Source organism: Mesorhizobium sp. A623, from assembly GCF_054489405.1.
Genome location: NZ_JBTMXB010000015.1, coordinates 1 through 12,160 on the forward strand (window position 1 = coordinate 1; position 12,160 = coordinate 12,160).

The following is a 12,160-nucleotide window of genomic DNA, read 5'->3' on the forward strand; positions in this document are numbered from 1 at the left end:
TGCTGCGCTTCATTGTCCGTCTCCAAAAGTGGGCGGACTCTACCAAAACATGGAGGAAGTTTAGGGTCTAAGGTCAAGGAGGATGGGCTTGGCATCTTGTGGGTGTCATCCGATTCCTATGACCTCCGCTGTAGAGCTTGCGGGGAAAAATCCACCTATCCTCTCCCTAAATTAGATAAGAAAGTTCTTTACTTAGATCAATTTGCCATCAGCGAAATTTTCAAGGTCAAGAAGAGCAAACGTAAAGCAGATGCACCTCATGCTGGGTTCTGGGCCGAAGCCAATTGCCTACTAAACCGGGCAATTATGTATCAGCAGATCATTTGCCCTGCATCAAACATCCATCGAGATGAAACGATAGTGTATCACGATGGGAAGGCGCTAGGACTTGCTCACGAGATGATGGGTGGGGACACCTCATTCGAGGCTACGACCACTATCGAACACCAGCAAATCTACCGATACTTTAAGGCCTATCTGAGAGGCGAAGACCCACCGTCATTCAATTTTGACGTTGACGAGATTCTTAATGGCCATCGGAACGCTTGGTTGCCCGACCTGCATATCACCGTGAACACCGATTGGAGCGGCTTCGTAGAAAACACGAGGAAAGCGCGCAATAAATCTGCAGAGAGTTTCGCGCCTTTGTACGATCGATGGGCACGCGACAAACCTACTTTTCAAAGGACGCTGGAAAATGAGCTGGGGGCGCTGGTTTCGAGCTACATCGAAGCCTATTTCCACTTTATCGTGATGGCACAGGCGGGAGAAGAATCAGGCGACGTGCAAATGTATATAGACGGGGCGCTATCTCCGGTTGTTACTCTGATTCATGAGATGAACCGTGAGTTCGTAAAGCGCGGTGCATCTCCAGAATAGCTCTTGGCCAAAAGCGGCGACCGTCGCGGGGCATGATGAACGACATCAAGGCTATCTCCCTCTACGGACCTTATGTAGACGCCATCTTTTTAGATAACGAGTGCGCCTCCCTCTTAGAAGAGGGTTCCGTTGCGAGGGGAGTGACGCTCAAGGCGCGAATCTTCTGCCTGAAACGCTCAGACGAGTTTCTCTCCTATCTACGGGAACTGATAGAAGATACTCCGCAGGAGGTTATCAACGCTGCGCAAGAATTGTATGGCGTGACTTAGATAATCTCGCTTCCCAGGCGCTAAGCGCCTCTCTCAAAGGGGCAAAAAGGCTACGACGCGCCTCATGTTGCGGTCGGGTATGGACAAGTACACCATCGGATATGAAGCAAACATGAGTGCTGCGGCCTACCATGGAAATAACCGTCTACATCGTCCGCTGTTCTGATGGCTCTTACTATACCGGACTGACAAAGCAGGAGATCGAGGCTCGGGTGTGGGAGCACAATGAGGGCGTCTATGACGGCTACACCAGGAAGCGGCGGCCGGTGGTGCTGGTGTTCACCGAGACCTATGACCGGATCACCGACGCCATCGAGCGTGAGCGGCAGATCAAGGGATGGTCGCGGGTGAAGAAGGAAGCGCTGATCGCGCTGGATTATGAGGCTTTGCCGGAGTTGGCGAGCCTTTTCGTCTTGCCTGCAGAATGAGGGTAGCCGGTAAAACGATGTGCCCTAGGCCGCCTGCTCCAGCATAGTTCGCGGCAAGTTCTGGCGGGCGTCAAGCACTTCCATGCCAACGATGTGACCTTCGGTGTCGTAGTCGAGAACAATCCCGTCGGAAACCTCTTCGCTTTCGAGGACTTTCTCCGAGGAAAACCGGATATAAGCCGCATTGGCTTCCGGATCATATTCAAATTTAGGCGTCATTTAGACCTCGCTCGGCGGTCAAGGAACGCCGATATTATACGCATTTCCTCAGGTGTTTCCACCACGGCGACACGCAATATACGCCCTTGCCGCGCGGAAACCGCTCTGAATCGGCGTTCAACCCCATCCTGTATCGGGTCGGCTTCAACCCAGGACGGTGCTCGCGCCGTTTCCTCCACCCATGCTTTTTCCAGTTCTCGCTCCTGCATGACCGTCGAGGCATGGGCCGTGTATCGAATTGGCTTCAATGCAACCATTGCGTTTACCATAGGAATATTATCATAATAATGGCATATTACAATAGAGGCCGCAAGCGATTATTGCCACTTTTAACAACCTTGGATTGCATTTGGATGAAAAATAGAATTCGCGATGAATAAACCCGGCCGTCGTTTCAGGTCGCTGAAGGTGGCCTCGCTGCGCTCGGCACCTCTCCCCAAGGGTGCGAGGAAGGAGGCCCGGCGCCCCCGGCTTCCCAGCCCTTCGCAGGCTCAGGGCGTTCGAAGTTCGAAAAGCCAAGCAATTGGCTTTTCGTGGCCTGTGATCACTTGGTAAAAAAAGAAAAGAGAGGTATGCGCTGACTAGCGCCACCCCCCGGGGTGGGACCCGGTGCCTGCGGCACCTCCCACCCGGATTTTCGCTCGCATCGACCCACCGGGTCGATGCGTCCGGCCCAAAGGGCCGGACCGCTCAATCCCCCATCTTCAGCGCCTGGATGAACGCTTCCTGCGGGATATCCACCTTGCCGAACTGGCGCATGCGCTTTTTGCCCTCTTTCTGCTTGTCGAGCAGCTTGCGCTTGCGGGAGACGTCGCCGCCGTAGCATTTCGCGGTCACGTCCTTGCGCAGGGCGGAAATCGTCTCGCGGGCGATGACCTTGCCGCCGATGGCGGCCTGGATCGGGATCTTGAACAGGTGGTTCGGGATCAGTTCCTTGAGCTTCTCGCACATGACGCGGCCGCGCTTTTCGGCGGCGGTGCGGTGCACCAGCATCGACAGCGCGTCGACCGGCTCCTCGTTGACGAGGATCGACATCTTGACGAGGTCGCCCTCGCGGTAGTCGGTCAAATGGTAGTCGAAGGAGGCGTAGCCCCTGGAGATCGACTTCAGCCGGTCATAGAAATCGAACACAACCTCGTTCAGCGGCAGGTCGTAGACCAGCATGGCGCGCTTTCCGACATAGGAAAGGTCGGCCTGGATGCCGCGCCGGTCCTGGCAGAGTTTCAGGATCGCGCCGAGATAATCGTCGGGGGTGAGGATGGTGGCGCGGATCCACGGCTCCTCGATGGACGTGATCTTCATCACGTCGGGCATGTCGGCGGGGTTGTGCAGTTCCTTTTGCGTGCCGTCGGAGAGGTTCAGCCTGTAAACGACGCTGGGCGCGGTGGCGATGAGGTCGAGGTCGAACTCGCGCTCCAGCCGCTCCTGGATGATTTCCAGATGCAGCAGGCCGAGGAAGCCGCAGCGGAAACCGAAGCCGAGCGCCGCCGAGCTTTCCATTTCATAGGAGAAGGAGGCGTCGTTGAGGCGCAGCCGGCCGACGGCGGCGCGCAGATCCTCGAAATCGGCGGCGTCGACCGGGAACAGGCCGCAGAACACCACCGGCTGGGCCGGCTTGAAGCCGGGCAGCGCCTTGTCGGTCGGGCGCTTGTCCTCGGTGATGGTGTCGCCGACGCGGGTGTCGGCGACTTCCTTGATCGAGCCGGTGATGAAGCCGAATTCGCCGGGGCCGAGTTCGTCGACGGCGACGCGGGCGGGCGTGAACACGCCGGTGCGCTCGACCAGATACTTGGCGCCGGTGCCCATCATGCGGATGGTCTGGCCCTTCTTCATAACGCCGTCGATGACGCGCACCAGGACGATGACGCCGAGATAGGCATCGTACCAGCTGTCGACCAGCATCGCCTTGAGCGGCTTTTTGGCGTCGCCCTCGCGCGGCGGCGGCAACTGGTTGACGATGGCCTCCAGCACGTCGGGGATGCCGATGCCGGACTTGGCCGAAATCAGCACGGCCTTCGAGGCGTCGATGCCGATGACTTCCTCGACCTGTTCGCGGATGCGCTCGGGCTCGGCGGCGGGCAGGTCGATCTTGTTCAGGACCACGACGATCTCGTGGTTGTTGTCGATGGCCTGGTAGACATTGGCCAGCGTCTGCGCCTCGACGCCCTGGCTGGCGTCGACGACCAGCAGCGAACCCTCGCAGGCGGCGAGGCTGCGCGAGACTTCATAGGCGAAGTCGACATGGCCGGGCGTGTCGATCAGGTTGAGGATGTAATCCTCGCCGTTGTTCGCGCGGTATTTCAGGCGCACGGTCTGCGCCTTGATGGTGATGCCGCGCTCCTTCTCGATGTCCATCGAGTCCAGCACCTGCTCCTTGCCGGCCATTTCGCGCGCATCCATGCCGCCGGTCAACTGGATCAGCCGGTCGGCAAGCGTCGATTTGCCATGGTCGATATGGGCGACGATGGAGAAATTGCGGATGTGGGAAATGGGTGTGCTCATGGCGCGCGCTTTAGCAGGCAAGACAAGCAGCGGCAATGGGCAGCAGCAATGGGGGCCGGCAAACGACGGAAGCATGCAGGAAGCGGCGACCGGGGCGGCTTCAGGCGGGCATGCGGGAACGGCAAAACATTAAATTGTAACCAAATTTGTTAGCGCGAAATTCGCGACCTGCATGGTAAATCGGCGGCCAAGACTGTTTCCGGGGGCTATCATGCTGTCGAACCGATCCAAATTCCTTGCATCCGAGAGTGGCTCTCTCGTGCCGATCTTCGCTCTTTCGCTGCTGCCGCTGCTGCTCGCGGTCGGGCTGTCGGTGGACTACACATCGGCCACGACGACGAAAGCGGACATGCAGAGCGCGCTTGACGCCGCCAGCCTGTCGATCGTCACCATGCCCAAGGATGCATCGCGCGCCGACCGCCAGACGGCCTTGCAGGCAGCGTTCCTCGGCAATGGCGGCAACGGCGCGGCAGCGCTCAATGCCTTTTCCATTGGCGCGGACGGCACCGTCAACCTGCAGGCATCGGCAACCTACGCCATGCCCACCAACTTCATGCAGCTTGCCATGATCAAAGCCGTGCCGGTTGGCGTCCAGACATCCGTCAACAAGACGCCGGCCTTGGTCGAAGCCACGTTCAAGATCGACCTGGCTTCGGGCTGGTGGAGCAAGAAGATATATCTGTATGGCGTGAAGTTTGGCGAAACGAAAGCGCAAAAGCTCCTGGAGATAGATTATACCTACAAACAATACAACTATACCTATAAGTATGGTGGGAAGAGCGAGACTATATCCGAGCCAAAAGGCTATGGCACTACCGTTGTCAATAAAATTACAACTGTGTCCGGAAAAGAAAAACTTGAACCGATACAGTCTCAAACATGCGATACTAAAGTAAGCGACACCAACAATGCTCCGGCAGGGGTAATTACAAACGATGCGCAGCGGAAAGACGGCAAGAAAATCTATTTCCAGACGACGTGCCCCCCGCCCAGCAACGAGGGCGCGGTGATTGACGTCAGCCAGATGAACAGCCTGTACCTGCAAATGGATGTGTACAAGACCAACGGATTGCAGCCGACCAACAAGCTGAAATCCGATGACCCGGAAACGTCGGATCATTTGTATATCGGCAATCCGGACATCCAGGACGGCAAGATGCTCCAGGTCGAACAGAAAAAAGTCGTCGACATCTTTACCGCCGTTCCATGCGGCAAGACCAGCAAGCAAGCCTGGGAAGATGGCGGTTCGGACGACGACATGGCCGAACATGCCGACTTTTCCTATTTCGTGACCGGCAAATGCGATTTCAACAAGCGCCCGTCCGAAACTGTGCTTACGCAGTAGGAGCGGCCCGACCTACCAGCGCAATACACGCCTGCCGACTGCTGCGCCGAGGACGGCAAGCAAGGCAATTGCCACGCTGTACCAAGTGGCGACGAACAGGGGCGAGTCGTCGGGACAGTGGATGGCATAGAAGCCGGCTCCGATGCCTCCGGCCAGAAGACCGGCCACGGCTCCCGACAAAAGAGGTCTGGCCGGCGCTCCACGGCGCAGGGCCGCGAGAAGAACGGCAAGCGGGGCGATGCCGATCAGCGGTATGAACAGGAGACAGACCGTACTGTTGGTCCCGATCCAGCGGACATACCAACCCGATGGCGGCACAACCATCATCTCGCCGAGCATAGTCATTGCCAGCAGCGCCGGAGCCAAGGCAAGAAGGCCTGCAATGCGTGGGCTTGCCTGCGGCCGAGCCAGCACCGCCGTACAGGCAAGCGCTGTTATCGCCAAGGTCACAGCCATGGCGATCTTCAGCAGGAAGCGGGGCGTCTCGACGGCCGATTGAAAATCGGGGCGCGGTCCAAGCAAGCTGAAAAACACCGCCGCCGCCAACAGGAGGGCGATGACGATCGCGCCGGCAAGCGCCAAGCCGAACGACGGTCCTGTCGCTCGTGTGTCCATGGCCAGGGTGGCGATAAGATCGTCGGTTTTCATGTCAATCGTTCCCGAACCGTTTTGCGATCGCGGCCAAACCCCGATGGAATGCGACACGGACGGCGGCCTCCGTCATGCCAACGGACTTGGCGGCCTCGGCAATAGAGCGTCCCTCGACGGATATGGCGCGCACGACCGTCCTTTGGACCGGCGTCAAAGTCTCTATTACCCGGCTGATGTCCCGAGAGCTGACGCTCTGCCTCTCGGGTTCGGCCAACTTTTCTGAAAAGTCCGCTATATCTATTTCCATAGCGCGACCGCGCCGGCGGAATGCGTCGATTATCTTGAACCGGGCGACTGCGAATACCCAAGGCAGGACTGCGGCATCCTGCCTCCATGTGTGGCGCTTTAGATGGATCGCCAGCAACGTCTCCTGCACGATATCCTCTGCGTCGATACCACCCAGCGACAATCGCTTCCGCGCAAAGCCGCGCACCCGCGAAGCGACCTCAGCCAGGAAAGCTGCATAGGCCCGCTCATCTCCAGCAATTGAAGCCCTGAGCAACGCGGCAAGTTCGGCTTCGCCAGCGATCCGCACACGGTCTCCCTTATTATTCGGCCGCCGACGCTCGTTGTTACGGGCAGCAGCGGAAATGTCCAAGCAATGCAGCCAACGATCACGAAACTGTGTTGCCTGGCAGCGGTAACAACGGCGGCTGGCCCGCGAAATGCCGATGAATGCGTTGCCAGCAAGAAAGGCAGCCGACCAGCAAGATTTGCGCAACGCCGCACCCGCGGCGCCGCAAAATGCCGGCGCCCGTCAGAGACGCCAACCACCCAGAGGAGACTGCAATGAAGTACATTTCCCGGACCACCCTTCCCGCGCTCGCCTTCGCTCTTGCTTCGAGCGTGCTTTTCGCCGGCGCTGCCGCCTATGCCGACGATGCAATGAAACCCGCCGACAGCATGAAAACCGACGCGATGAAGCCGGGCGACGCGATGAAACCGGCCGACGCGATGAAGGCGGAAAAGATGATGAAGGAGTGCATGGACAAGGCGGCCATGGAAACCGACACGATGAAGAAAGACGCGGCGACCAAGGCCTGCGACGCCACCAAGGCGAACTAGGAACAATCGATATTCAGCGATCGGGCGTGGCGCGTGTTCAGTTCGCCTGCATCGGGCCGTCCCTGCCCACTGCGAAGGACGGCCGTTCCTCCACCAGGGCCAAGACGAAGCCACGCACAGGAATGTGAGGCGATGTCGCCCGATTGATGCCGTATGATTGTCCCCAAATACACGATTGGAGCCATCCATGACGAAACGACTGAATTCGACAGCAAGCCGCATGTCCAGCCTTACCGGAACCGTGCTGGTTGCCTTGGCGATAGCCGCAGCCGGCTTCGCCTTCTGGCAGATGCCGGCGAAAGCCGCCGAGGACGCGGTGGTCATCCCGGCGCCAACTATGGACGAACAGGCCGCATCCGGCACCGAAACGGCGGTGTTTGCCGGCGGCTGCTTCTGGGGCGTGCAGGGCGTGTTCCAGCATGTCAAAGGCGTCGACAGCGCCGTGTCCGGCTACACCGGCGGCAGCGCCGATACGGCTTCCTACGAGACGGTCGGCTCGGGCCGCACCGGCCACGCGGAATCGGTCAAGATCACCTACCAGCCCTCGAAAATCACCTATGGCCAGTTGCTGCAGGTGTATTTTTCGGTTGCGCATAACCCGACCCAGCTAGACTATCAGGGGCCGGATCAGGGCACGCAGTATCGCTCGACCATTTTCGCGGCGAACGACAGCCAGAAAAAGATCGCCGCAGCCTACATTGCCCAACTCGACAAGGCGAAGGCCTTCGACCAACCGATCGTGACGACGTTGGAAACCGGCAAGACCTTCTATCCCGCCGAGGCCTATCATCAGGATTTCCTGACGCTCAACCCGACCTATCCCTATATCGTCTATAACGACCTGCCCAAGGTCGAGAACCTCAAGCAGATTTTCCCCGTGCTTTATCAGGACAAGCCGGTATTGGTGATGGCTCAGGCCAAGGAATAATCGGGATAATCGGGATTTGCACGGCACGACCCACGCGGCGGCGCTCGACCACGACCGGCTGGCGGCTCTCCAGAAGATTTCGTTCAACTATTTTCTGGAGGAGTGCAATCCGGCCAACGGATTGATCGCCGACCGGACGCGTCCCGGCGTTCCGGCCAGTATCGCGGCGGTCGGCATGGCGCTTACCGCCTATCCGGTCGCGGTGGCGCGGGGATTCATGACCCGCCATCACGCACGCGAACGGACGCTGGCGACGTTGCGCTTCTTCTGGAACAGTCGCCAGGGGCCGGAAAAGGACGCGACCGGCTACAAGGGTTTTTACTATCATTTCCTGGACATGCAGACCGGCCGCCGGGCGTGGAAATGCGAGCTTTCCACGGTCGACACCGCCCTGCTCATGGCGGGCATTCTCGTTGCCGCCGCCTATTTTCGCGAGGAGGAAGAGGAAGAAGCGGAGATCAGGAAACTGGCCGACGCGCTCTACCGACGTGTCGACTGGAAATGGGCGCAGGACGGCAACGCTGCGGTGACGATGGGCTGGCGGCCGGGACGCGGCTTCCTGCCCTATCACTGGATTGGATATGACGAAGCGCTGATCCTCTACATTCTGGGCCTCGGCTCGCCCACCCATCCGCTGACTGCCGAAAGCTACCGTGCATGGCTGACCGGCTACCGCTGGAAAAAGCTTTACGGGCGCGAGTTTCTCTTTGCCGGACCGTTGTTCATCCACCAGATGTCGCACATCTGGATCGACTTTCGCGGCATCCAGGACGCCTTCATGCGCGAGCATGGCAGCGACTATTTCGAAAACAGCCGGCAGGCCACCTATGTGCAGCAGCAATACGCCATCAACAATCCGCGCGGATTCGAGGGCTACCATGCCGATTGCTGGGGCATCACGGCAAGCGACGGACCGGGACCGCAGGGGGTAAACAAAGACGGAGCTGCGCGGCGCTTTTACGGATACCGCGCCCGAGGCGTGCCCTTCGGCCCCGACGACGGCACCATTTCGCCCTGGGCGACGGTCGCGTCGCTGCCTTTCGCGCCGGAAATCGTGCTGCCGGCGCTGACCCATTTCCACACGATCGGCCTGAAGGACGATCATCGCTACGGCTTTACCGCGAGCTTCAACCCGACACTGGGCGGCAGCGACGAGAACCCGCGCGGCTGGCAGGCGCCGGAGCATGTCGGCATCAACCAGGGGCCGATCGCGCTGATGATCGAGAACTACCGCAGCGACTTCATCTGGAAGCTGATGCGGGGCTGCCCCTATATCGTAGCCGGGCTACGGCGCGCGGGCTTTGCCAATGGATGGCTGTAGAATACCCGCTATTTCGGCTCGCCGGTCAGCGGATCGTATTTGATCTCCACCTTGGCCTTGTCGGTGGTGTAATAGGTCACCTCATAGGCACCGTCGTCCCAGTCGATCTCGCTGATGTAGCGAAAGCCCTGGCGCTGCTCGACCTTGGCCACGATTTCGGACAGTTTCTTGGCGTTCTGCGGCGGAAACCTGTTGGCATCCTGCGCCATGGCAACGCTGCCCATCAACAACAGGCCGGCACCGGCGGCGGAAATCAGTTTGAGCATGGTTTTCCCTCATTCGAATTGGAGTAGGTGAACCCGGACGGGCCAGCTTTGTTCCATTTTCAATCCAGGGTCCGCCGGAACCGCACCAGCGCCGTGCCGGCAAACAGCACGACAAAGCCGACCAGCCAGACGATCTCCGTGGCGATGGCCGGCAGTTCCGCGCCTTTCAGCATCACCGCGCGCACGATGCGCAGGAAATGCGTCAGCGGCAATATCTCGCCAAGGGTCTGCGCCCAGGCCGGCATGCCGCGATACGGGAACATGAAGCCGGAAAGCAGGATCGACGGCAGGAAGAAGAAGAAGGTGAGTTGCATGGCCTGCATCTGCGTGCGCGACACGGTCGAGATGGAATAGCCGAGCAGGACAAGCCCGAGCACGAAGACGAAGATGCTGGACAGCAAAAGCGGGAGGCCGCCGACAAAGGGCACGAAGAACAACAGCTTGGCGGCGATCAGCACCACCATGACCTGCACCGCGCCGACACAGGCATAGGGCAACACCTTGCCCAGCATGATTTCCAGCGGGCTGGTTGGCATGGCCAGCAGGTTTTCCATGGTGCCGCGCTCGGTTTCGCGCGTCAGCGCCACCGCCGTCATCATCACCATGGTCATCTGCAAGATGACGCCGAGCAGGCCCGGAACGATGTTGTACTGCGACACGCCTTCGGGATTGTAGAGCCGATGCACGACCACATCGAGCTGGCTGGCGGCGTTCTCGGCCGCCTGATCCTGCCTGCCCTGCGCCCGAAGCAACGCCTGCCCGGCGACCGTTCCCAGCGTGGAAATGGCGCCGGACGCCACCGACGGATCGGTCGCGTCCGCTTCGATCAGGATTTGCGGATGATCGCCGCGCTCGACGCGCCGGCCGAAATCGGCGGGAATGGTGACGACGAAGGAAACGTCGCCGCGCGCCAGAAGAAAGTCCGCCTCGGCCTCGGTCTCGACGATATGGTCGAAACGGTAGTAGCCGGTATTTTCCAGCGCCGCCACCATGGCGCGGCTGTACTGGTCGCTGCTCATCGCCAAGAGAGCCGCCGGCAGGCGCTTGGGATCGTTGTTGATGGCAAAGCCGAACAGGATCAACAGCATCAGCGGCACACCCAGCATCATCGCGAAAGTGACGCGGTCGCGCCGCATCTGGATGAATTCCTTGGCCAAAAGCGCGTTAAGGCGAGCGAGGGAGAAGACGGCGTTCATAGCAGCACCATCTCATCCGGCCCTCGGCTATGGCCTCGGGCATTCGTCACTCGAAAAGCCCATTTGGGGGCTTTTCGTTCGCTTCGCGAACCGCTCCTCATCATCCCATATTGTCCTTCGAGCCGGCCATGAACTGGATGAACACGTCTTCCAGGCTGGTTTCGCCGGGCGTCACCTTTACGCCCTCGTGGTTTTTCTCGACATCGGCGAGGGCCGCCTTCAGTGCCTTTTTGTCAGAGCCGACGACGTGCAGCGTCGTGCCAAACGGGGCCACCTGGTCAACACCGGGCTTGCCTTCAAGCGCTGCCGCGACCTCGTTGAGTTTCGGCCCGGTGACGACGAACGTGGTCAGGCCCGCGTCGCGAATAACCTCGTCGACCGTGCCGGTCGCCAGCATCTTGCCGTAGGAAATGTAGCTGATGCGGTGGCAGCGCTCCGCTTCGTCCATGTAGTGGGTGGAAACCAGCACGGTCAGGCCGCCGCGCGCCAGTCGGTGGATCTCGTCCCAGAACTCGCGCCGCGCTTTCGGATCGACGCCGGCGGTCGGCTCGTCCAGCAACAGCAGCTTCGGCTTGTGCATGATGCAGGCGGCGAGCGCCAGCCGCTGCTTCCAGCCGCCCGAAAGCGTGCCGGCAAGCTGGTTGCGGCGCGAAGTGAGGCCAAGATCCTCCAGCGTTTTCGACACATACTCATCGAGCGGCTTCAACTGGTAGAGCCGCGCCACGAATTCGAGATTTTCGCCGATGGTAAGGTCTTCATAGAAGGAGAAGCGCTGCGTCATGTAGCCGACCTCGCGCTTGATCTTCAGGCTGTCGGTACGGATGTTGAGGCCGAGCACGGTGCCTTCGCCCTCGTCCGGCGTCAGAAGCCCGCACATGATGCGGATGGTGGTGGTCTTGCCCGAACCGTTCGGCCCGAGAAAGCCGACGATCTCGCCTTGCGCCACATTCATCGTCACATGGTCGACGACGGTCTTGTCGCCGAAGCGCTTGACGAGGCCGTGCACGTCGATGACGTTCATTAGCGCATGCCTTTGGCATGCGAGCGAATAGGGAGTAGCGAATAGCCAATAGGGAAAAACAATCTCGACA

The 12,160-nt window shown here is 59.7% G+C and carries 15 protein-coding genes; 7 read left to right on the top strand and 8 right to left on the bottom strand.

The window, feature by feature from the left end:
- The 3 genes from ACX3P1_RS16355 to ACX3P1_RS16365 all read left to right on the top strand — a co-directional run.
- Positions 1-879: hypothetical protein (locus ACX3P1_RS16355; RefSeq protein ID WP_459080655.1), on the top strand; the 879-nt coding region annotated here is incomplete at its 5' end.
- Positions 880-911: 32 nt separating this feature from the next.
- Entirely contained in the window at positions 912-1,148 is a 237-nt protein-coding gene (locus tag ACX3P1_RS16360; RefSeq protein WP_459080656.1) for a hypothetical protein, read from the top strand.
- A 131-nt stretch (positions 1,149-1,279) separates the two neighbouring features.
- Positions 1,280-1,576, top strand: a complete 297-nt coding sequence (locus ACX3P1_RS16365) for a GIY-YIG nuclease family protein (RefSeq protein WP_459080756.1) — start codon at positions 1,280-1,282, stop codon at positions 1,574-1,576.
- A gap of 24 nt (positions 1,577-1,600) precedes the next feature.
- Here ACX3P1_RS16365 and ACX3P1_RS16370 read toward each other — a convergent pair whose 3' ends face one another.
- The 3 genes from ACX3P1_RS16370 to lepA form a co-directional block, all read right to left on the bottom strand.
- On the bottom strand, positions 1,601-1,795 hold the full coding sequence (locus ACX3P1_RS16370) for a DUF2283 domain-containing protein (RefSeq protein ID WP_459080657.1): 195 nt from the start codon (positions 1,793-1,795) through the stop codon (positions 1,601-1,603).
- On the bottom strand, positions 1,792-2,064 hold the full coding sequence (locus tag ACX3P1_RS16375; RefSeq protein WP_459080658.1) for a DUF4258 domain-containing protein: 273 nt from the start codon (positions 2,062-2,064) through the stop codon (positions 1,792-1,794). Before ACX3P1_RS16375 ends, ACX3P1_RS16370 begins: the two co-directional genes overlap by 4 nt.
- A gap of 421 nt (positions 2,065-2,485) precedes the next feature.
- Positions 2,486-4,297, bottom strand: coding sequence for a translation elongation factor 4 (gene lepA, locus ACX3P1_RS16380; RefSeq protein ID WP_459080659.1), 1,812 nt, complete (start codon positions 4,295-4,297; stop codon positions 2,486-2,488).
- 211 nt (positions 4,298-4,508) lie between these two features.
- On the opposite strand from lepA, the gene ACX3P1_RS16385 reads away from it, so the two are divergent.
- The gene (locus tag ACX3P1_RS16385) at positions 4,509-5,642 is read left to right on the top strand and encodes a pilus assembly protein TadG-related protein (RefSeq protein ID WP_459080660.1); all 1,134 of its coding nucleotides are present in this window, start codon (positions 4,509-4,511) and stop codon (positions 5,640-5,642) included.
- A 12-nt stretch (positions 5,643-5,654) separates the two neighbouring features.
- Here the strand turns inward: ACX3P1_RS16385 and ACX3P1_RS16390 are convergent, their stop codons facing one another.
- Both ACX3P1_RS16390 and ACX3P1_RS16395 read right to left on the bottom strand, forming a co-directional pair.
- Complete coding sequence (locus ACX3P1_RS16390; protein ID WP_459080661.1) at positions 5,655-6,290, bottom strand: NrsF family protein; 636 nt, start codon at positions 6,288-6,290, stop codon at positions 5,655-5,657.
- Between the two features lies 1 nt (position 6,291).
- Positions 6,292-6,828, bottom strand: a complete 537-nt coding sequence (locus ACX3P1_RS16395; RefSeq protein ID WP_459080662.1) for a sigma-70 family RNA polymerase sigma factor — start codon at positions 6,826-6,828, stop codon at positions 6,292-6,294.
- Between the two features lie 254 nt (positions 6,829-7,082).
- On the opposite strand from ACX3P1_RS16395, the gene ACX3P1_RS16400 reads away from it, so the two are divergent.
- From ACX3P1_RS16400 to ACX3P1_RS16410, 3 genes are all read left to right on the top strand, one after another.
- A complete protein-coding gene (locus ACX3P1_RS16400; protein ID WP_459080663.1) occupies positions 7,083-7,358 on the top strand; it encodes a pentapeptide MXKDX repeat protein in 276 nt (91 codons plus the stop codon).
- 220 nt (positions 7,359-7,578) lie between these two features.
- Positions 7,579-8,286 carry a peptide-methionine (S)-S-oxide reductase MsrA gene (gene msrA, locus ACX3P1_RS16405; RefSeq protein ID WP_459080757.1) on the top strand — a complete coding sequence of 236 codons (708 nt, stop codon included), beginning with the start codon at positions 7,579-7,581 and terminating at the stop codon, positions 8,284-8,286.
- Positions 8,287-8,302: 16 nt separating this feature from the next.
- Complete coding sequence (locus ACX3P1_RS16410) at positions 8,303-9,607, top strand: glucoamylase family protein (RefSeq protein ID WP_459080664.1); 1,305 nt, start codon at positions 8,303-8,305, stop codon at positions 9,605-9,607.
- Positions 9,608-9,615: 8 nt separating this feature from the next.
- On the opposite strand, the gene ACX3P1_RS16415 is transcribed toward ACX3P1_RS16410, so the two are convergent.
- The 3 genes from ACX3P1_RS16415 to ACX3P1_RS16425 all read right to left on the bottom strand — a co-directional run bounded on the left by ACX3P1_RS16415 (position 9,616) and on the right by ACX3P1_RS16425 (position 12,090).
- Complete coding sequence (locus ACX3P1_RS16415; protein ID WP_459080665.1) at positions 9,616-9,873, bottom strand: PepSY domain-containing protein; 258 nt, start codon at positions 9,871-9,873, stop codon at positions 9,616-9,618.
- Between the two features lie 59 nt (positions 9,874-9,932).
- Positions 9,933-11,069: an ABC transporter permease gene (locus ACX3P1_RS16420; RefSeq protein WP_459080666.1), complete on the bottom strand. Its 1,137-nt coding sequence runs from the start codon at positions 11,067-11,069 to the stop codon at positions 9,933-9,935.
- A gap of 100 nt (positions 11,070-11,169) precedes the next feature.
- The gene (locus ACX3P1_RS16425) at positions 11,170-12,090 is read right to left on the bottom strand and encodes an ABC transporter ATP-binding protein (protein WP_459080667.1); all 921 of its coding nucleotides are present in this window, start codon (positions 12,088-12,090) and stop codon (positions 11,170-11,172) included.
- Positions 12,091-12,160 lie beyond the last annotated feature (70 nt).